We start from the raw sequence: 20061 nt of genomic DNA, 5'->3' as shown, positions 1-20061 counted from the left end.
CGGACCGCGGCGGGGCGGGGCAAGGCCATCGGCGCCGGGTCGGGGCAGCGGCACCCGACCGGCGCACGGCCGGCCGGCGGCCGCGTCACCCGGAGGCGGGCCGGACGTCCTGGAGGAGCTGCATGAAGGCCGCCTCGTCGATGACGGTGGTGCCGAAGGTGCGGGCCTTGGCGGTCTTGGCGGTCTGCGCGTCCGGGTCGTTGGTCACCAGCAGGCTGGTCAGGCGCGACAGGCTCGTCGCGACGTGCAGCCCGGCCTCGATCGCGCGGTCCTCCAGCAGCTCCCGGTCGACGGAGGTGTCGCCGGAGAACGCCACCCGCATCCCCTGCACCAGCTTGCCCCCGGCCTCGTACCGCCCCGGGTTGGGATACGGGCAGGCCGGGCGCTTGCGGGCGGGCCGCCAGGAGGTGGGGCGGTACGAGGAGGCGCCCGGGTACTGCCGGGGCGCCGGGGTGTCGGACCACTCGGTGAGCGGCTGGCAGGCGAGCAGCGGGAGCCGCAGGTTCTCCCGGGCGGCGCGGCGCAGGCTGGGCCGGAACGTCTCGGCCAGCACCCGGGCGTCGTCCAGCGCGTGGTGGGCCTGCTCCTGGACCACGCCGTAGTGGGCGGCGAGGGTCTCCAGCTTGTGGTTGGCGAGCGGCAGGCCCAGCTCCTTGGAGAGGGCGATGGTGCACAGTCGCCGGCTCACCGGGGCGACCGCCGTGGCGCGGGCGTACTCGCGGGCGATCATCGACCAGTCGAACATGGCGTTGTGGGCGACCAGGACGCGGCCCTCAAGGCGCCGGGACAGCTCGGGCACGATCTCCGGGAAGAGTGGTGCGTCGGCCAGCACCTCGCTGGTCAGGCCGTGGATCCACACCGGCCCGGGGTCGCGCTCGGGGTTGACGAGGGTGTACCAGCGGTCCTGGAACTCGCCCCGGGCGTCGAGCTGGTAGACGGCGGCGGAGATGATCCGGTCGTCACGGGCGAGGCCGGTGGTCTCGACGTCGACCACGGCGTACCCCTCGGGGTAGGCGTCCGGCCAGGGGACCGGCGGGGTCTGCGGGCCCGGCTGCTGCCCGATCCTCGGCGCGATCGGGTCGGCTGCTGTGTGGTCTTCGAGCATGGTCCCTGAGGATACGGGCCGCCACTGACAGCCACCGCACCGCCGTCGCCCCGGTGGCCGGACTTTGCCCGTCGGCGCGGACGGCGGACCAACGGCCGCCACTGCGAAGGGAAACGGGCAAATGCGCATCAAGAGGGATGTTTTCCCGACGGTTCGTTACCGGCGGTATCCCCGAAGCGGAAACTGACACCCCGTCTCACATACTTATCGGTAACCACCTCTAGCCGCACCCCCGGCGCCGCGCCTATCGTGCCGGACATGCCGCACCTTCCCGATGTCGTGCTGTGGTCCGTCCCCGCCTTCGCCCTGCTCACCGCCGTCGAGGTGGTGAGCTACCGGCTGCGCCCCGACGAGGGCGCCGCGGGCTACGAGGCCAAGGACGCGGCCACCAGCGTCGGCATGGGCCTGGGCAGCCTCGTCTTCGACGCGCTGTGGAAGATCCCGATCGTGGCGATCTACTCCGCCGTCTACGCGCTGACCCCGCTGCGGGTCCCGGTGCTGTGGTGGACGCTGCCGCTGATGCTCCTGGCGCAGGACTTCTTCTACTACTGGTCGCACCGCGGGCACCACGTCATCCGCGTCCTGTGGGCGTGCCACGTCGTCCACCACTCCAGCCGGAAGTTCAACCTCACCACCGCGCTGCGGCAGCCCTGGACCAGCTGGACGGTCTGGCCGTTCTACCTGCCGATGATCGTGCTCGGCGTCCACCCCGCGGCCGTCGCCTTCTGCTCCGGCGTCAGCCTCGTCTACCAGTTCTGGGTGCACACCGAACGGATAGGCACGCTGCCCCGGCCGCTGGAGTTCGTCCTGAACACGCCCTCCCACCACCGGGTGCACCACGCCTCGCAGGGCGGCTACCTGGACCGCAACTTCGGCGGCATCCTCATCGTCTGGGACCGGATGTTCGGCTCCTTCGTCCCGGAGACCGAACGGCCCGTCTACGGCCTCACCAAGAACATCGCCACCTACAACCCGCTGCGCGTCGCCACCCACGAGTACGCCGCCATCGCCCGCGACGTCCGCGCCGCCGCCGGCTGGGGCGAGCGCGCGGGCCGCATCTTCCGCGGCCCGGGCTGGCAGCCCGCGGCCCGCCGGGCGGCCGCTTCGGACGCGGCCGCTCCCGGGAACGGCGCGACATCCACCGGCGGCGCCACATCCACCGGTGGCGCCGCACCCACCGGTGGCGCGGCGCCCCGGCCCGCCGACCGCCCGGCCCCCGACCCGTCCGCCCCCGCCGCGCCCACCGTCGAGAGAGGTGCCGCGTGAACCCGACGCAGCCCCGGCCCCGCGCCGCCCGCGCACTGCTCCTCGCGTTCGCCGCGTTGGCCGCCGTCCATCTCGTCGCGCTGCTCGTCCGTACCGCCACCGGATCCGGCGGCGGCGCCCATGCCGTCGCCGATGCCGCGGTGCTGGCCACCAAACCGGCCCTGATGCCGGTCCTCGCCGGGTACGCCCTCACCCGGGGCGGGCCGCCGCTGATGGCCGGTGCGCTGCTCCTCGGCTGCTGCGGCGACACCCTGCTGCAGATCGGCGGCGACCTCCCCTTCCTGCTGGGCATGGCCGCGTTCGCCGCCGGACACGTCTGCTACCTCGTCCTCTTCGCCCGGCGCGGCACCGCGCCCACCCGCGCCCGCACCGCCTCCGCGGCCGGGGCGTACGCCGTGGCCTGGGCCGTCCTCGTCGCCCTGCTGTGGCCCGGCCTCCCGGCGGACCTGCGCGGTCCGGTCGCCGGGTACAGCCTGCTGCTGACCGGCATGGCCTTCGGGTCCCTGCGGGCCGGGCCGCTCGCCGCCGCGGGCGGGCTGCTCTTCCTGCTCTCCGACACCCTCATCGCCACCGGCATCGCCGACTGGCCCCAGGCCCCCGCCCCGCAGTTCTGGGTCATGCTCACCTACATCGCCGGCCAAGCCGCCCTGACCGCGGGCCTGTTGCGGACCACCGGCCACCCGGCACAGGCCGCCACCACCGGGCCGCAGCCGGTCCGCGTCTGACCACACCGGCACCGACCGCCGACCTCGCACCGGGCGGGCCGCACCGGCACCGGCCCCGTACCGGTCGGGCCGCACCGGCACCGACCGCGCGCCCACCCGGCACGCCGCCCGCCCGGGGCGTGCCCCCTCGCCGTCAACGCCCCCTGCGCGGCGCCCTGATGCCCGGCGCCCTGATACCCGGCGCCGGCAGCGGGGCCCGGGGCCGCAGCACCGGCCGGGGCTCACGCCCGCCCCGAGTCGGCGCCCGCCGCGCCCCGAGCGCCCCCTATCCGTGCGAATTTCAACGAACAACCCCTGTCGCCGCGCCCGCACCCCCTCTACGATGCGTGATCCACATCACTTACCTCCCCTTTACCAACGGGTCCGCCGTCGGACCACGCGTCAGGAGCATCCGTGAGCAGCGCACCGCCCACCGGCCCCGGGCCACAGGAACCCCCCGGCCCCCCGGCCGCCACCGCACCACCCGCCGGCGACGCGGCCCCGGCCCGCGCCCCGCACCCGTACGCCGAGGTCCAGCGGAGCGCGGAATTCGGCGAACTGCGCCGCGGCCACCGCGCGTTCGCCTTCCCCCTCACCCTCGCCTTCGTCCTCTGGTACCTCGTCTACGTCCTGCTGTCGAGCTACGCGGGCGGCTTCATGGCGGTCAAGCTCGCCGGGAACGTCAACGTCGCCCTCGTCCTGGGCGTCGCACAGTTCCTGACGACGTTCCTCATCGCCTGGTGGTACTCCCGCCACGCCGCGAGGCGCCTCGACCCGAAGGCCGAAGCCATCAAGAACCGCCTGGAGGGCGACGCATGACCGCCGCGCACCCGCTCGCCCTGCCGCTCGCCGCCGGCGGCGCGGGCGAGCACCGCACCCTGATCATCAGCCTCTTCGCCCTCTTCGTCGTCGCCACCTTGGCCATCACCCTGTGGGCCGGCCGGCAGACCCGCGGCGCCGACGACTTCTACGCCGGGGGACGCCAGTTCAGCGGCTTCCAGAACGGCCTCGCCATCTCCGGCGACTACATGTCCGCCGCGTCCTTCCTCGGCATCGCCGGAGCCATCGCCCTCTCCGGCTACGACGGCTTCCTCTACTCCATCGGCTTCCTCGTCGCCTGGCTCGTCGCCCTGCTCCTGGTCGCCGAACCGCTGCGCAACTCCGGCCGCTACACCATGGGCGACGTCCTCGCCTACCGGATGCGCCAGCGCCCGGTCCGCACCGCCGCCGGGACCTCCACCATCGTCGTCTCGATCTTCTACCTGCTCGCCCAGATGGCCGGCGCCGGCGCCCTCGTCACCCTGCTCCTCGGCATCACCAGCGAGACGGGCAAGATCCTCGTCGTCGTCCTCGTCGGCATCGTGATGATCCTCTACGTCACCATCGGCGGGATGAAGGGCACCACCTGGGTGCAGATGGTCAAGGCGGTCCTGCTGATCGCCGGGACGCTGCTCATCACGTTCCTCGTCATGCTGAAGTTCCACTTCAACATCTCCGCGCTGCTCGGCGCCGCCGCCGAGAACAGCGGCAAGGGCGCCGCCTTCCTGGAGCCGGGCCTCAAATACGGCGTCACCGCCACCTCGAAGATCGACTTCATCTCGCTCGGCCTCGCCCTGGTCCTCGGCACCGCCGGACTGCCGCACATCCTCATCCGCTTCTACACCGTCCCCACCGCCAAGGCCGCCCGGAAGTCGGTGAACTGGGCGATCGGCATCATCGGCGTCTTCTACCTGATGACCATCGCCCTCGGCTTCGGCGCCGCGGCCCTCATCAAGCCCGCGGAGATCACCGCCGCCAACAAGGCGGGCAACACAGCCGCCCCGCAGCTCGCCGAGGTCATCGGCGGCGGCGCCGGCTCCACCGGCGGCGCGATCCTCCTCGCCGTCATCTCCGCCGTCGCCTTCGCCACCATCCTCGCCGTCGTCGCCGGCCTCACCCTCGCCTCGTCCTCCTCGTTCGCCCACGACATCTACGTCAACGTGATCCGCAAGGGGAACGCCACCGAGAAGGAGGAGGTCGGCGCGGCCCGGTGGGCGACCGTCGGCATCGGCGCCGTCGCCATCGTCCTCGGCGTCTTCGCCCGCGGCCTCAACGTCGCCGGGCTCGTCGCCCTCGCCTTCGCCGTCGCCGCCTCCGCCAACCTCCCCACCCTCCTCTACAGCCTCTTCTGGAAGCGGTTCACCACCCAGGGCGCCCTCTGGTCCATCTACGGCGGACTGACCGCCTCCGTGCTCCTGGTCCTCTTCTCACCCGTCGTCTCCGGCAAGGAGACCTCGATGTTCCCCGCCGCCGACTTCGCCTTCTTCCCCCTGGAGAACCCCGGCCTGATCTCCATCCCGCTGGGCTTCCTCCTCGGCTGGCTGGGCTCCCTGCTCTCCACCGAGAAGCCGGACGCCGACAAGTACGCCGAACTGGAGGTCCGCTCCCTGACCGGCACCGGAGCACACTGACCAGCCGCGGGGGCGGCGGCATCGTAGATCCCTACGACACCGCCGCCCCCGCCTCGTGCGCCTCGCGGCTGCTCGCTGTCACCCCCATCGCGTAGGCTCGACGGAGCGACGAACACCACAGGACCGCACCCGGGGAGGGGGTCTCGTGCTCATCGACACCTTCGGACGTGTCGCCACCGACCTGCGCGTTTCCGTGACGGATCGCTGCAATCTGCGGTGCACGTACTGCATGCCCGAAGAGGGCCTGCAGTGGCTCGCCAAGCCCGATCTGCTCACCGACGACGAGATCGTCCGCCTGATCACCCTCGCCGTCGACCGCCTCGGCATCGACGAGGTCCGCTTCACCGGCGGCGAGCCCCTGCTGCGCCCCGGGCTGACCGGCATCATCGACCGCGTCGCCCGCCTGGCCAACCGCCCCCGGATGTCCCTGACGACCAACGGCATCGGCCTGGAGCGCACCGCCGAGGCCCTCCGCGACGCCGGGCTCGACCGCGTCAACGTCTCCCTGGACACCCTCCGCCCGGACGTCTTCCAGGCGATGACCCGCCGCAAGCGCCACGCCGACGTGCTGCGCGGTCTGGCCGCCGCGCACGCCGCCGGGCTCACCCCCGTCAAGATCAACGCCGTGCTGATGCCCGGCCGCAACGACGACGAGGCCCCCGACCTCCTCGCCTGGGCCGTCGAGCACGACTACGAGCTGCGCTTCATCGAGCAGATGCCGCTCGACGCCCAGCACGGCTGGCAGCGGGACGGCATGATCACCGCCGGGGACATCCTCGCCTCGCTGCGCACCCGCTTCACCCTCACCCCCGAGGCCGCGGAGGAGCGCGGCGCGGCCCCCGCCGAGCGCTGGATCGTGGACGGCGGTCCGCACCGCGTCGGCGTCATCGCCTCCGTCACCCGCCCGTTCTGCCAGGCCTGCGACCGCACCCGCCTCACCGCCGACGGCCAGATACGCACCTGCCTGTTCGCCACCGAGGAGACCGATCTGCGCGCCGCCCTGCGCGCGGGCGCCTCGGACGACGACCTCGCGCGGATCTGGGCGCACGCCATGTGGGGCAAGAAGGCCGGGTCGGGGCTGGACGATCCGGCCTTCCTCCAGCCGGACCGCCCCATGTCCGCGATCGGCGGCTGACCCGCGCGGCCGCCCGCCGGGCCGCGCGGCGCACTCAGCCGTCGCGGTCCGCGGACTCCCAATCCTCCAACGTCACCACGTCCTTGAGGAATCCGCGGACGCCGAGGAACTGCGACAGATGCTCCCGGTGCTCCTCGCAGGCGAGCCAGGTCTTACGGCGCTCGGGCGTGTGCAGCTTCGGGTTGTTCCAGGCCAGCACCCACACGGCGGGCGCACGGCAGCCCTTCGCGGAGCAGATGACGGCGCTGTCGCCGGAGTCCGGCACGTTCGGGGAGTTCACGCTTCTCACCCTACGTTCCGAGGGCGGCGGCGGTGGCGGCGCACCGGGCGGGAGGCGCCGGAGGGCGTCAACTCCCGTGCCACGGCGGCGAATACAGGACGACGCCGGGCAGCCACGGGGGGAGCCGCCCGGCGTCGGTCCATCGCTCCGACGGGGGATGCGGAGCGCGTACGCAGTATGTCACGCGCCGGTCGCCGAGGTGCCCCGGAACGGATGAATTGATCTGAGGTTTTCTTGAGCTTGCCCGCGGCGCAACGGCGCCGTCCCGGCTCCCTCGCAGGTCAGCCGGTAGAGGCATCCCGGCCGGCGGTGTCCGACGGCGGCGCGGCGTCGCCCGGATCGGCCGCCGGCGCACCGCTGCCACCGGCCGCGAGCGCCGGCCGGGACGGCGCGGCGACGAACGTCGACGGCAGCGAGGTCACGTTCTCCCGGCCCGCGTTGGCGACGACCACCGCGACGTAGGGGAGCGCGAAGCCCAGGATCAGCGTGGCGACGGCCACCGGCCGCTCGACGTTCCACAGCACGACGGTGAGGACCACGGCCAGCGTCCGCACGGACATCGAGATCACATAGCGCCGCTGCCGCCCGCGCACATCCTCGGACAGCCCCCGCCGGGCACCCGTGATCCGGAAGGTCTCACCGCTGCTCTGCTTCCGCATCCCGCTCCACCATCTGCTCCGGCCAGTGTCCGTGTGTCCCGTCGGACGCCGTGGCGCCGCGGGGCGGGCGGGGCGGTGCGGACGCGACCGGGCTCCCGCCGGATTCTCCCCGATTCCGGACACTGATACGTTACGCCGCCCCCGCGCCGCCGACGAGACCGGGGCCGCCACCGGAGTCCGGTCCGCGCCGCCCGGGCCCGGGCTCCGCGTGCGGCGCGGCGGGGGCGGCGTGACACTGGCGGGGCACGGTCCGCTCCCGCGCCGAACCAGGAGGCGACATGAATTGGTTGTGGGCCCTTATCGTCGGTCTGATCCTGGGGCTGATCGCCAAGGCCATCCTCCCCGGCAAGCAGCAGATCCCGCTCTGGCTGACGGTGATCTGCGGTCTGATCGGCAGCGTCCTGGGCAACTGGGCCGCCACCGGCCTCGGCGTCAACGAGACCCGGGGCATCGACTGGATCCGCCACCTCCTCCAGCTGATCGGCGCGATCATCGTCGTCGCCATCGGTGACCGCGTCTGGGTCGCCGTACGCGGCAAGCGCAGCCACCGCACCTGACCGGCCCGCCCGGCCCCGCGGGCCCCCGGAACGCGCGAACGGCCGGTACGCGCACTGCGTACCGGCCGTCCGGAGCGGCGGGGGGGGGGGGAGAGGCCCGTCAGACGCCGTCGACCTTGGCGAGCTTGCGGCCGGCCTTGAGGTACACGCCCGCACCGGCCGGAGCCTCGGCCACCACCTCGGCGAGCGGACGCACCGCATCCGCCTCGGCGATCACCACCGTCTGCTGTCCGTCGGCACCCTCGACGACCAGCTTCAGCGCGTTCTGCTTCGCCAGCCGCCGGGCCGCCGAGGCGCTCGGCGTGAACTCCAGGACCTTCGTCAGCACCGCCGCGACGGTCTCCGCGCCGTGCGCCGCGAGGTCCACCGACGGCAGCGAACCGACGTCCGTGAACGACTTCTTGGAGAACTGCGCGGTGAAACCGGCGCGCGCGGCCATCGCCGCCTCCAGGCCGTAGAGCGCGGTCACGACCTCACCCGCGAGGATCTTCTTCAGATCCATCGGGTGCAGCGACCGCTCCTCGACCCGCTTCAGGGCGAGGGTGATCTCGTCGTCGGTCCACTCCGTCCACGCCTTGAGGTACGGCTCCATGAGCCGGTCCGGCACCGACATGATCTTGCCGAAGACGTCGTCGGCGGGGGAGCTGAGGCCGACGTAGTTCCCCTTCGACTTCGACATCTTGGCGCCGGTGCCGTCCGTGCCCTCGATCAGCGGCATCGTGACGACCAGCTGCGGCTGCTGCCCGCGCAGCTCCATCAGCTTGCGGCCCATCTGCAGGTTGAGCAGCTGGTCCGAGCCGCCCAGCTCGACGTCGCACTCCAGCGCCACCGAGTCCAGGCCCTGCGCGATCGGGTACAGCAGCTCCGTCATCGTCAGACCGGAACCGGCCGCCAGCCGGTTGCGGAAGTCCTCGCGCTGCAGCAGCTGCGACGCCGGGACCTGCGAGAGCAGCGCCAGCAGCTCCGGGAAGGTGTACGGCGCCAGCCACTCGCTGTTCTGCCGGAAGCTGACGTGCTCGAAGTCGAAGAACGGGCGGACCTGTTCGCGGTAGGTGGCGAGGTTGGCCGCGATGTCCTCGTCGGTCAGCGGCGGCCGCTCGGCGGTCCGGCCCGACGGGTCACCGATCTTCGCGGTGAAGTCGCCGATGATCAGCGTGACGGAGTGGCCCAGCCGCTGGAACCGGCTCAGCACGATCAGCGGCACCGCGTGCCCCAGGTGCACATCGGTCGCCGTCGGGTCGATACCCAGCTTGATGTGGAGACCGCGGCCCGCGGCCCGGCGCTCCTCGATCCGCTCCGCCAGCTTCTCCACGCCCGGCAGCACCTCGACCGCGCGCCCGGCGATCAGCGCCGCCTGCTCCTTCGGCGGCAGGTCCGTCAGGTCGAGATAGCGCCGCGCGCCCGTCTCGCGGAGCAACTCCTGGACGGTGGCGTCCGTGGAGAGGTCGGCGGAGAGCAGGGTCGTGGCGCGGGCGACGGATTCGCCGAGGCGTGTCATGGCGTTCCTGATCGGTTGTGGTTCCCGTACGGGAGGACGAGGCGACAGTCTATTCGCTGCCCGTCCACCGCCCTCGCCTGCCCGGACCGGCCTCCCCGCGGGCCCGGGACCGGCGCCGCCGCCCGCCCCGCGGCGGGGCCCGCCCGGCGGCGCGCCCCGTCGTTCGTACGCCCGCCGGGTGACGATTGGAGGGATCCACCACACGGCCGTCCGCACGGGGCGCCGGAGGGGCGGCGCGACGGTTGCCGCAGGCGGTGCGGACGGCCGTTTCTGTAGGGATCCGACAGGGACGGCGCACCGCCCCTGTGCGGCCTCGATTCTCCGTACGGGCCCGGTGACCGATAGTTTCGTACCGAACGCAGGACGGATCAGGAAACGAAAGGGTGATCTCGTGAGCCGCTCGGTTCTGGTCACCGGAGGCAACCGCGGCATCGGCCTCGCCATTGCCCGCGCCTTCGCCGAGGCCGGCGACAAGGTCGCCATCACCTACCGATCTGGCGAGCCCCCCGAGGGGTTCTTGGCCGTGAAGTGCGACATCACGGACGCCGAACAGGTGGAGCAGGCGTACAAGGAGATCGAGGAGAAGCACGGCACGGTCGAGGTGCTGGTGGCCAACGCCGGCGTCACCCGCGACCAGCTGCTGATGCGGATGTCCGAGGAGGACTTCACCTCCGTCCTCGACACCAACCTCACCGGCGCCTTCCGGGTGGTCAAGCGCGCCAACCGCGGCATGCTGCGGGCCCGTAAGGGACGCGTCGTGCTGATCTCGTCCGTGGTCGGCCTGCTCGGCGGCGCGGGCCAGGCGAACTACGCCGCCTCCAAGGCGGGCCTGGTGGGCTTCGCCCGTTCGCTCGCCCGGGAGCTGGGCAGCCGTAACATCACCGTCAACGTCGTCGCCCCCGGGTTCGTCGACACCGACATGACCCGTGCGCTCACCGACGAGCAGCGGGAGGGCATCGTGAAGCAGGTGCCGCTGGCGCGCTACGCCCAGCCCGAGGAGATCGCCGCCTCGGTTCGCTTCCTGGCCTCCGACGAGGCCGCGTACATCACCGGAGCCGTCATTCCCGTGGACGGCGGATTGGGCATGGGTCACTGATCAGCATGAGTGGAATCCTCGCAGGCAAGCGCATTCTGGTCACCGGCGTGCTGACCGAGTCGTCGATCGCGTTCCAGGCCGCCAAGGTCGCCCAGAACGAGGGCGCCGAGGTCATCCTCACCGGCTTCGGCCGTCTCTCCCTCGTCGAGCGGATCGCCAAGCGGCTCCCCAAGGAGGCGCCGGTCATCGAGCTGGACGTCACCAACCAGGAGCACCTGGACGGCCTCGCCGACAGGATCCGCGAGCACCAGGGCGAGGACGCCCGCCTCGACGGCATCGTCCACTCCATCGCCTTCGGCCCCCAGGGCGCCTTCAACTTCCTGGAGGCGAGCTGGGAGGACGTCAGCACCGCCGTCCATGTCTCCGCGTACTCCTACAAGGCGCTGGCCATGGCCTGTCTGCCGCTGATGGAGAAGGGCGGCGCGCTCGTCGGCCTCACCTTCGACGCGCAGATCGCCTGGCCGAAGTACGACTGGATGGGCGTGGCCAAGGCGGCGCTGGAGGGCACCAACCGCTACCTGGCGCGCGACCTCGGCCCCAAGGGCATCCGCTGCAACCTGGTCTCGGCCGGTCCGATCAAGTCGATGGCCGCGAAGTCCATCCCCGGCTTCGAGGAGCTGGCGGACGTGTGGAACCACCGCGCCCCGATCGGCTGGGAGCTGACCGACCCGGAGCCCGCCGGCCGCGGCGTCGTCGGCCTGCTGTCCGACTTCTTCCCCCGCACCACCGGCGAGATCGTGCACGTCGACGGCGGCGTCCACATGATGGGTGCCTGACACACCCGCCCGCGCCACCCGGCGCCCGGACGGGCCCTGACCACGCGTCAGCCGTCGGTGCGCGCCGAGCCTCCTGCCCGTTCCGGTCCGCCGGGGCGGGCAGGCGGCGTTCACGGGGCGGTTTCGGCCGGTGCCCCGCACGCCGCCCGGCAGCCGAACGGCAGGGCGCTCGCCTCGGCGGCGGCCCGCTCGGCGTCGCCCGCCCGGATCGCCGCGACCAGCCGCGCATGGTCCATGCGGGACTCGGGGCGCAGCTCCGCACCGACGTCCGCACGCAGGAAGTCGCGCAGCACACCGCCGAGGTCGGCGTAGATCTCGGCCAGTACGTCGTTGTGCGAGGCGGCCACCACCGCCATGTGCAGCGTCGCGTCCGCCTCGACGAACGCGTCCGCCGCCCCCGACTCCCAGGCCCGCTCCCGGCGTTCCAGCAGCGCATCGAGCTGCCGCAGATCGTGCGCGGTGCGATGGCGGGCGGCCAGCCGCGCCGCCGACGCCTCCAGCGCGCTGCGCACCTCGGCGACGTGCCCGGGGTCGGCGTCGGCGAACCGGCGATTCATCACCCCGGCCAGCTCACTGGTGGCCACCACGAACGTGCCGGAACCCTGCCGGATGTCCAGCAGCCCGTTGTGCGCCAGCGCCCGTACGGCCTCCCGCACGGTGTTGCGGGCCACCCCGAGCTGCTCGACCAGCTCCGGTTCGGTGGGGATGCGTGCGCCGACGGGCCATTCGCCCGAGGTGATCTGGGCACGCAACTGCGCGATCACCTGATCCGCCAGCGCGGAGCGGCGGGGGGAGGTCAGGGGCATGGCTGCGCTCCGGGGTGCGAGGAGGGGACGGCGGCGGGCGGCGCCACCGGGGCCGTGCCGGGCGGGATGCCCGGGGAGGGGCGACTGCCGGCGACTGGACAGGCAATCATCCTATGATTCTATGATGTGGCCATGGCAGACGACGACCTGGCGACACTCCGCGCCGCCACCCGCCCCGCCCCGGACGGCGCCCCCGCACCGGCCCCCGCCCCCACCACCGACGACGACCGCCCCGCACCGGCCGCCGCACCCCGCTGGCTCAACGGCGTCGTCATCGCCGGACTCGTCCTCGCCGCCCTCAACCTCCGCCCCGCCATCACCAGCCTCGGCGCCCTCATGGAAGAGGTCCGCGCAGGCCTCGGCATGAGCGGCACCGTCGCCGGACTCCTCACCTCCGTCCCCGCGCTCTGCTTCGCCGCCTTCGGCATCGCCGCCCCCCGCCTGGCCAGGCGACTGGGCCCCGGCGCCGTCGTCTGCGCCGGCATGGCCGCCATCGCCGTCGGCGTCGCCGTACGTCCCTTCACCGGCACCACCGCCGGCTTCCTCACCGCCAGCGCCCTCGCCCTCGCCGGCATCGCGGTCAGCAACGTCCTCCTGCCCGTCGTCATCAAGAGCTGGTTCCCCGACCGCGTCGGCCCGATGACCGGCATCTACTCCATGGCCCTGGCCCTCGGCACCTCCCTCGCCGCCGCCACGGCCGTCCCCCTGACCGCCGCGGTCGGCGGCTGGCGACCCGGCCTCGCCGTCTGGGCCGCACTCGCCGTCGCCGCGGTGGTGCCGTGGGCCCTGGTCCTGCGCCGCCGCGCCACCACCCCCGCACCCGGCGACGCCACCCGCACCGAGGACCGGCCGATCCGCATCGCCGCCTCCCCGACCGCCTGGTCCCTGGCCGTCTTCTTCGGCCTCCAGGCCACCGCCGCCTACATCACCATGGGCTGGATGCCGCAGATCTTCCGCGACGCCGGGGTCTCCGCCGGCACCGCGGGCCTGCTGCTCGCCGTCACCATGGCCCTCGGCGTGCCGCTCTCCTTCGTCCTGCCGCGCCTCGCCACCCGGATGCGCCACCAGGGACCGCTCGCCGCGGGCCTCGGCCTCTGCGGACTCGCCGGATACACCGGCCTCTGGCTCGCCCCCGCCTCCGGCGCCTGGCTCTGGGCCCTCCTCATGGGCATCTCCAACTGCGCCTTCCCGCTGGCCCTCACCATGATCGGGATGCGCGCCACCAGCGCCGCCGGCGTCGTCAAGCTCTCCGCCTTCGCCCAGTGCGTCGGCTACCTCATCTCCATCCCCGGCCCCCTCCTCGTCGGCGCCCTCTACCAGCACAGCGGCGGCTGGGGCCTCCCGATCGCGCTGATGGCCGGCCTGATGGTGCCGCAGATCGCGGTCGGCGTGCTCGCCGGACGGGACCGCCGCATCGAGGACGAGACCTGAGTGCGACACTGACCCCATGCCTGTACTCGAACCCAATCCCCAGGGCGGCCAGAAGAAGCTGCTCACCGTCCTCGGCGTGATGCTCGCCGTGACCGCCGTCATCGCCATCGTGGCCAGCATCGCCGCCAACTGACGGAACGGGCGCGGCCCGCGGATGTGCCTTGGCGTGCGGTCGGGCCGGGCCTGCGGGTGTGCCTGAGTGTGCGTGCGGGCCGGTGCCTGCGCGGATGCCGGGCCGCGGTTTTCTGCTCGCGTCGTGCTGCTCGCGCCGCTGTGTTCGGGGCCGGGCTTGGACACGGTGGCGGGGCGTGGCGGGGCGTGCGGCTCGGCGTGGCGGGTGTGTGGCTCGCTCACCCGAACGCCGGTGGACGAGTCCCGGCCCTGGCCTCGGCTTGTCCGGTCCGGTCCATCCGGTCCGGATCGGTCGGTGCCCGTCCGCGGACGAGGAGCCGGCCCGCCGGAGAACGAGATCCCCTAGGGGATCATCCTCAGGGATCAGTGGGGGCTTTCCCGGATAGGAACGCCCGCCCGTCCCCCCGTACCTTCGAAGAACACCGCACCCCGCGGTCACGCACCGCCACCCGCGGCGCGCTTCGATCCGTCACGGAGGCGACCATGTCCACCGCGTCCCGCCGCACCGCCGGCCCCGTGTCCCGGCACGACGCCGTCCGGCCCGCGCCGCGCACCGGGGCCGTGCGCAGACAGCTGCCGTGGTGGGCGCTGGTACTCCCCGTCGCCACCTTCGTGTCCCTGCTCGCCCTGCCGGCGACCTCCGCCGCACCGGCACCCACCGCGGTGACGCGCCTGCTGGAGATAGCGGCCCGCGCCCTCTCCGCCTGACCCGCTGCGGACCGCCGTCACACCCCGGAGGGAGCCTCCCAACACCCCGCGCCCCGCGCCGCCTTTCATGCGAAGCTGGGACGCATGAGCGCCGATACACCTCGCCGGATCGTCCTCCTCCGACACGCAAAAGCCGAATGGACACAAGAGAGCGACCATGAGCGCCCGCTCGCCGACCGTGGCCGGAAGGACGCCCCGGCAGCCGGACGACGGCTGGCCGGAGCCGGTATCACCCCCGACCTCACTCTCTGCTCAACCGCCGCCCGCACCCGTGAGACCTGGAAGCTCTTCGTCGGCGAGCTGCCCCAACGCCCCAAGACCGTGTACGACGAGCGGCTCTACGAGGCATCGCTCGGCGAACTGATCGCGGTGCTCAACGAGACCTCCGACGAGGTGGCCGACTTGCTCGTGGTCGGCCACAACCCGGGAGTGCACGCCCTCGCCGATGCGCTGGCGGGCGAGGCGGAAGGAGACCTGCTGGCGCGCATGAACCGCGGCGGGTTCCCGACGTCGGCGATGGCCGTCATCGAGTTCAACGGTTCCTGGAAGTCCGTCGAGCACGGCGTGGGACGCCTCACCGCGTACTGGCCGCCCCACGAGTGACCTCCGCGGGGCCCTGACCTGCGGGAGCCAGGCCTTGCCGCTGGGGGAGCAACGGGTGCTGAGCCGCTGCGGGAGCAACCGTTGCTGAGCCCCTACGGGTGCGGCACGGTCACTGGGCCTGGCGGGTGCAACCGCGCCAGAGCTTCCGCGGGAGTGGCGGGGCAGAGCTTCCACGGGAGTGGTGCCTGAGAGAAGTACGGGCTGCGCGCCCGAGAAGCGCATATGGCCAGGTCGTCGGCCCTACGTACCACCGGCGCCGACGACCTGACCCACTTGGGGGGAGGGAGGGGAGGGCGGGGGGAGGGGGAGGCCCCCCAAGCGGCAAGCGGGCGAGAAAGCCCCCCAGCAGCCTCCAAGTGGAAAGCAGCACGGGCCCCAAGCAGCCCCAGCGCAGAGCGGGCGGGCCCCAAACGGCCCCCAAGCGGCAAGCGGCCCCCGAGCGGGAGCAGCCCCCGAGCGGGAGCAGCCCCCAAGCAGACAACCGGAAAGCCCCTAAGCCCCTAAAGCCCCTAAAGCCCCTCAAGCTCTGAAGCCCCAAGCCCCGCCCTACCCCTCACTCCACATGCGTCTCCGCCGCCTCCACCTCTTCGCGGGTGATCCCCAGCAGGTAGAGCACGGTGTCGAGGAACGGCACGTTCACGGCCGTGTGGGCCGCCTCGCGGACGACCGGCTTGGCGTTGAAGGCGACGCCGAGGCCCGCCGTGTTGAGCATGTCCAGGTCATTGGCGCCGTCACCGATGGCGACGGTCTGCGCCAGCGGTACCCCGGCCTGCTGCGCGAAGCTGCGCAGCAGCCGTGCCTTCCCGGCCCGGTCCACGATCTCGCCGGTCACCTTGCCGGTGAACTTCCCGTCCGCGATCTCCAGGGTGTTGGCGGCGGCGAAGTCCAGCCCCAGCTCCTCCTGGAGCGCGTCGGTGACCTGCGTGAATCCGCCGGAGACGACGCCGACCTGGTAGCCGAGCCGCTTGAGGGTGCGCACGAGGGTGCGGGCGCCCGGCGTGAGCCGGACCTCCTTGCGTACCGCCTCCACGACGGACGCGTCGAGGCCGGCCAGCAGTGCGACGCGGGCGTGCAGCGACTGCTCGAAGTCCAGCTCGCCGCGCATCGCCTGCGCGGTGACCTCGGCGACCTCCGCCTCGCATCCGGCGTGCGCCGCGAACAGCTCGATGACCTCGTCCTGGATCAGCGTCGAGTCGACGTCCATGACGACCAGCCGCTGCGCCCGGCGCTGGAGCCCCGCCGACACCACGGCGACATCGACGCCGAGGAGGGCCGCCTCCGGCGCCAGCACGGAGCGCAGGGCGTCCGTGGCGGCGCCGGACACCGCGAACTCCACGGCCGTCACCGGGTACTTGGCGAGCCGGAAGATCCGGTCGATGTTGCCGCCGCAGGACGTTATGGCGGCGGTGATCGCGGCGGTGCACTCGGCGGTCAGCGGATGGCCCAGCACGGTGATGTGGGAGCGGCCGGTGCCGCGCGGACGGTTGTCGCCCCGGCCGGAGATGATCTCGGCCTGGAGGTTCAGCGAATCGGCCCAGCTGTGGACGGTGGCCCGCAGGCCGCCCTCGGAGGCCCCTTCGGCCCCGGTGGCGGGCGCCGTGATCAGTGCGCACAGCACTATGCGGCCACGGGTCACGACCTGTTCGATGTCGACGACGTCGACGGAGTAGGCGGCGAGGGTGTCGAAGAGACCTGCGGTGATGCCGGGCCGGTCCTTCCCGAAGATCTTCACGAGGAGGGTCGGTACGTCATCGCCCGGTACGGCGGTGGCAGGCGGGGTCTGCGATGCGCTCATGGTGCCTTTACGGTAACCGCCCGGCGCGTTCGCCCGTACACCTGTCCGTGGTGCGGACCGCCGTGCCCGGCGCCCCGTTCACGCTCCCGGCCCCGCGGCGACCAGCCGTTCAACCGGCTCCCCGACCCCGTCCGGACGGCCCCGGAACCGCCCCGCGGATGATCGTTATGGACTCGTGTCCGCACCCCTGTCCGGCTCGTTCCGGACCCTCCGGGCGGCTGGAACAGGGCGCTCCGAGGCCGGTTGCGGTGCACGGTTTCGCCGCTCCCGTGTGGTTTGACGGGTGCCGTCCGGGCGCTCGTACGGAGATCGCGTACGCGGTCCGTGCCGGCCCCGCGTCCCGGTTTCCGGTAGGCGGGCCGAGCCTGAAATAGTTCCCCACGATGTTCGCCATCCCTGGATTCCCATACAGGGCGTCACTCGGGGGACTATGTAATGGGGCGTGGAGTGCCTGAACTCGTACTGGAATTGAACGGTAGGACCTGGACCCTCGATCCGTCCCGGTCCTACACCGTGGGCCGTGATCCGCAGGGCGACATGGTGCTCGACGACGCCAGGGTCTCCTGGCGTCACGCCGTCGTGCGGTGGGCCGGACACAGCTGGGTCATCGAAGACCAGGGCAGCACCAACGGCACCTATGTCCAGGGTCAGCGGATCCAGCAGACGGAGATAGGTGCCGGTTCGGCCGTCCACCTGGGCAATGCCACCGACGGCCCGCGGATCACCCTGTCGGGCGCCGCCGCACCCGCCGCCGCCCAGGGCGCCGGCGGCTACGCCGCGCCCGCCGCGGCGCCGCAGCAGGCCGCCGCGCAGGGCTGGCAGCAGCCGCCCGCCGCCCAGCAGCAGCCGCCCGCTGCGCAGGGCCACCAGCCGCCCGCCGGCGCCGGCGGCGCCTACGTCCCGCCGCAGCAGGACCGGCAGCCGCCGCAGCGGCCCGCCCCGCAGGCGGGCGCCGCCCGTCAGCAGTCGCAGGGCGACCGCAACCCCACCACGTTCCACCGCCTGGAACTCGACCGGGTGATGCGCATCGGCCGTGCGCTGGAGAACGAGCTGGTCGTCTCGGACCTCCAGGTCTCCCGCCACCACGCGGAATTCCACGCCACCCCCGACGGCCGCTTCGAGATCCGTGACCTCGGCAGCCACAACGGCACCTACGTCAACGGTCAGCCGGTCCCCAAGTCGGGCACCGCCAGCATCGGCCCGAACGACATCATCGGCGTCGGCCACTCCACGTTCCGCCTGGTCGGCGACCGGCTGGAGGAGTTCGTCGACACCGGCGACGTCTCCTTCTCGGCCCGCCACCTCACGGTCACCGTCGACGGCGGCAAGCAGATCCTCAAGGACGTCTCGTTCGGCGTCCCGGAGAAGTCGCTGATCGCCGTCATCGGCCCGTCCGGCTCCGGCAAGTCGACGCTCCTCAAGGCGCTCACCGGCTACCGCCCCGCCAACGAGGGCGACGTCCTCTACGACAACCGGAACCTCTACAAGCAGTTCGCCGAGCTGCGCCAGCGCATCGGTCTGGTCCCGCAGGACGACATCCTCCACAAGGAGCTGACCGTCCAGAAGGCGCTGCGCTACGCCGCCAAGCTCCGCTTCCCCGGTGACACCGCGGAGGCCGAGCGCGAGGCGCGGATCGACGAGGTGCTGCACGAGCTGAAGCTCCATGTGCACCGGGACAAGAAGGTCACCTCGCTCTCCGGTGGTCAGCGCAAGCGCGTCTCGGTCGCCCTGGAGCTGCTGACCAAGCCGTCGCTGATCTTCCTCGACGAGCCGACCTCCGGCCTCGACCCGGGCATGGACCGCGACGTCATGCAGCTGCTGCGCGGCCTCGCCGACGACGGCCGTACCGTCCTGGTCGTCACGCACTCCGTCGCCGAGCTGGGCATCTGCGACAAGCTGCTGGTCATGGCGCCGGGCGGCGGCGTCGCCTACTTCGGCCCGCCCGAGGAGGCGCTGAACTTCTTCCAGTACGACACCTGGGCCGACGTCTTCTCGGCGTTCGAGAACTACCGCGACTACGACTGGATGGGCCGCTGGCGCGGTTCCCCGCACTACCAGATGTACGCGGCGGACATCGATGCGGTCGCCCCGCAGTCGGTGCAGATCCAGTCGCCGCCCGCCCGGATGCAGAAGTCGCAGAGCTGGGGCTCCCAGCTGTGGACGCTGATGCGCCGCTATGTCTCGGTGCTCGCCTCCGACCGCGGCTTCCTGGTCCTGATGCTGGCGCTGCCCGCGGTCCTCGGCATCGTCTCGATGCTGATCCCCAGCGACTACGGCTTCGGGTACGGGCCGGAGAACCGGCACGGCGCGAACCGCGACGCCTCCACGATCATGCTGATCCTCGCGGTCGGCATGTGCTTCTCCGGCGCCGCCAACTCCGTACGTGAGCTGATCAAGGAGCGGGTCATCTACGAGCGCGAACGGGCCACCGGCCTGTCGCGGTCGGCGTATCTGATGTCCAAGGTGATCGTCCTGGGCGTGGCCACCGCCTTCCAGGGCGTGATCATCTCGGCGATCGGCTTCTCCACGCGGACGATGCCCGCCGAGGGCGTGATCTTCCGCAACATGCCGGGCGTCGAGATGACGCTGGCGATCATCGCGCTCGGCTTCACCTCGATGATGTTCGGCCTGATCATCTCCGCGCTGGTCAAGACCGCCGAGAAGACCATGCCGCTGCTGGTCATGTTCGCCATCGTCCAGGTCGTCTTCACCGGCGTGCTCTTCCAGCTGTTCGACACGATCGGCGTCGCGCAGTTCTCCTGGCTGATGCCGTCGCGCTGGGCCGTCGCCGCGATGGGCGCGACCGCCGACATGAACCGCCTGCTGCCGTGGGAGCCCGCCAACCTGGCCAAGGGGACGCCCGCCAACCCCGATCCGCTGTGGCAGCACCAGGCGAGCGTCTACACGATGGACATGATCATCCTGATCACGCTCGGCGTCGCCCTCGCCTTCGTCGTGGCCCGCCTGCTGCGCCGCCACGAGCCGGAGGTCATGCGCAAGTGACCCGGCGCCCGTAGCGCACACCGCCGAGGGGCGGCACCCGTGATCGGGTGCCGCCCC

The 20061-nt window shown here is 72.4% G+C and carries 19 protein-coding genes; 13 read left to right on the top strand and 6 right to left on the bottom strand.

Annotation, left to right across the window (positions count from 1 at the left end):
* Nucleotides 1-85 precede the first annotated feature (85 nt).
* A complete protein-coding gene (locus ABT345_RS00165) occupies nucleotides 86-1105 on the bottom strand; it encodes a DEDDh family exonuclease (protein ID WP_345082669.1) in 1020 nt (339 codons plus the stop codon).
* A 258-nt stretch (nucleotides 1106-1363) separates the two neighbouring features.
* On the opposite strand from ABT345_RS00165, the gene ABT345_RS00160 reads away from it, so the two are divergent.
* From ABT345_RS00160 to moaA, 5 genes are all read left to right on the top strand, one after another.
* Entirely contained in the window at nucleotides 1364-2371 is a 1008-nt protein-coding gene (locus ABT345_RS00160; protein WP_345082666.1) for a sterol desaturase family protein, read from the top strand.
* A complete protein-coding gene (locus tag ABT345_RS00155) occupies nucleotides 2368-3096 on the top strand; it encodes a lysoplasmalogenase (protein WP_345082663.1) in 729 nt (242 codons plus the stop codon). Before ABT345_RS00160 ends, ABT345_RS00155 begins: the two co-directional genes overlap by 4 nt.
* A 393-nt stretch (nucleotides 3097-3489) precedes the next feature.
* Complete coding sequence (locus ABT345_RS00150; RefSeq protein WP_345082660.1) at nucleotides 3490-3894, top strand: DUF485 domain-containing protein; 405 nt, start codon at nucleotides 3490-3492, stop codon at nucleotides 3892-3894.
* Nucleotides 3891-5525 carry a monocarboxylic acid transporter gene (locus ABT345_RS00145; RefSeq protein ID WP_345082658.1) on the top strand — a complete coding sequence of 545 codons (1635 nt, stop codon included), beginning with the start codon at nucleotides 3891-3893 and terminating at the stop codon, nucleotides 5523-5525. The genes ABT345_RS00150 and ABT345_RS00145 overlap by 4 nt, the downstream gene beginning before the upstream one ends.
* 145 nt (nucleotides 5526-5670) lie before the next feature.
* Complete coding sequence (gene moaA / locus ABT345_RS00140; RefSeq protein ID WP_345082656.1) at nucleotides 5671-6660, top strand: GTP 3',8-cyclase MoaA; 990 nt, start codon at nucleotides 5671-5673, stop codon at nucleotides 6658-6660.
* A gap of 34 nt (nucleotides 6661-6694) precedes the next feature.
* Here moaA and ABT345_RS00135 read toward each other — a convergent pair whose 3' ends face one another.
* The gene (locus tag ABT345_RS00135; RefSeq protein WP_345082653.1) at nucleotides 6695-6940 is read right to left on the bottom strand and encodes a hypothetical protein; all 246 of its coding nucleotides are present in this window, start codon (nucleotides 6938-6940) and stop codon (nucleotides 6695-6697) included.
* A 281-nt stretch (nucleotides 6941-7221) separates the two neighbouring features.
* Entirely contained in the window at nucleotides 7222-7599 is a 378-nt protein-coding gene (locus ABT345_RS00130; RefSeq protein WP_345082650.1) for a DUF3099 domain-containing protein, read from the bottom strand.
* A gap of 278 nt (nucleotides 7600-7877) precedes the next feature.
* On the opposite strand from ABT345_RS00130, the gene ABT345_RS00125 reads away from it, so the two are divergent.
* Nucleotides 7878-8156 carry a GlsB/YeaQ/YmgE family stress response membrane protein gene (locus tag ABT345_RS00125; protein ID WP_345082647.1) on the top strand — a complete coding sequence of 93 codons (279 nt, stop codon included), beginning with the start codon at nucleotides 7878-7880 and terminating at the stop codon, nucleotides 8154-8156.
* Between the two features lie 100 nt (nucleotides 8157-8256).
* On the opposite strand, the gene tyrS is transcribed toward ABT345_RS00125, so the two are convergent.
* On the bottom strand, nucleotides 8257-9654 hold the full coding sequence (tyrS, locus tag ABT345_RS00120) for a tyrosine--tRNA ligase (RefSeq protein ID WP_345082644.1): 1398 nt from the start codon (nucleotides 9652-9654) through the stop codon (nucleotides 8257-8259).
* A gap of 391 nt (nucleotides 9655-10045) precedes the next feature.
* On the opposite strand from tyrS, the gene fabG reads away from it, so the two are divergent.
* Nucleotides 10046-10750 carry a 3-oxoacyl-[acyl-carrier-protein] reductase gene (gene fabG, locus ABT345_RS00115; RefSeq protein WP_345082641.1) on the top strand — a complete coding sequence of 235 codons (705 nt, stop codon included), beginning with the start codon at nucleotides 10046-10048 and terminating at the stop codon, nucleotides 10748-10750.
* Nucleotides 10751-10755: 5 nt separating this feature from the next.
* A complete protein-coding gene (gene fabI / locus ABT345_RS00110) occupies nucleotides 10756-11526 on the top strand; it encodes an enoyl-ACP reductase FabI (protein WP_345082638.1) in 771 nt (256 codons plus the stop codon).
* Nucleotides 11527-11636: 110 nt separating this feature from the next.
* On the opposite strand, the gene ABT345_RS00105 is transcribed toward fabI, so the two are convergent.
* Nucleotides 11637-12332, bottom strand: coding sequence for a FadR/GntR family transcriptional regulator (locus ABT345_RS00105; protein WP_345082636.1), 696 nt, complete (start codon nucleotides 12330-12332; stop codon nucleotides 11637-11639).
* A 132-nt stretch (nucleotides 12333-12464) separates the two neighbouring features.
* Here ABT345_RS00105 and ABT345_RS00100 point away from each other — a divergent pair, with 132 nt between their 5' ends.
* The 4 genes from ABT345_RS00100 (at nucleotide 12465) to ABT345_RS00085 (ending at nucleotide 15206) form a co-directional block, all read left to right on the top strand.
* Nucleotides 12465-13763: a CynX/NimT family MFS transporter gene (locus ABT345_RS00100; protein WP_345082634.1), complete on the top strand. Its 1299-nt coding sequence runs from the start codon at nucleotides 12465-12467 to the stop codon at nucleotides 13761-13763.
* 16 nt (nucleotides 13764-13779) lie between these two features.
* A complete protein-coding gene (locus ABT345_RS00095; protein ID WP_345082630.1) occupies nucleotides 13780-13896 on the top strand; it encodes an SGM_5486 family transporter-associated protein in 117 nt (38 codons plus the stop codon).
* Nucleotides 13897-14378: 482 nt separating this feature from the next.
* Nucleotides 14379-14603 carry a hypothetical protein gene (locus ABT345_RS00090; protein ID WP_345082627.1) on the top strand — a complete coding sequence of 75 codons (225 nt, stop codon included), beginning with the start codon at nucleotides 14379-14381 and terminating at the stop codon, nucleotides 14601-14603.
* An 84-nt stretch (nucleotides 14604-14687) separates the two neighbouring features.
* Nucleotides 14688-15206 carry a SixA phosphatase family protein gene (locus tag ABT345_RS00085; protein WP_345082624.1) on the top strand — a complete coding sequence of 173 codons (519 nt, stop codon included), beginning with the start codon at nucleotides 14688-14690 and terminating at the stop codon, nucleotides 15204-15206.
* A gap of 553 nt (nucleotides 15207-15759) precedes the next feature.
* Here ABT345_RS00085 and serB read toward each other — a convergent pair.
* Nucleotides 15760-17001 (bottom strand): phosphoserine phosphatase SerB, encoded by a 1242-nt coding sequence (gene serB / locus ABT345_RS00080; protein WP_345082621.1) that lies wholly within the window; start codon nucleotides 16999-17001, stop codon nucleotides 15760-15762.
* A gap of 435 nt (nucleotides 17002-17436) precedes the next feature.
* On the opposite strand from serB, the gene ABT345_RS00075 reads away from it, so the two are divergent.
* Entirely contained in the window at nucleotides 17437-20004 is a 2568-nt protein-coding gene (locus ABT345_RS00075; protein WP_345082618.1) for an ABC transporter ATP-binding protein/permease, read from the top strand.
* Nucleotides 20005-20061 lie beyond the last annotated feature (57 nt).

It is taken from the genome of Streptomyces sp. NPDC000404, assembly GCF_040300365.1.
GTDB classification, from domain to species: Bacteria; Actinomycetota; Actinomycetes; order Streptomycetales; family Streptomycetaceae; genus Streptomyces; species Streptomyces ramulosus.
This window is presented reverse-complemented; position numbering and strand designations above follow the sequence as displayed.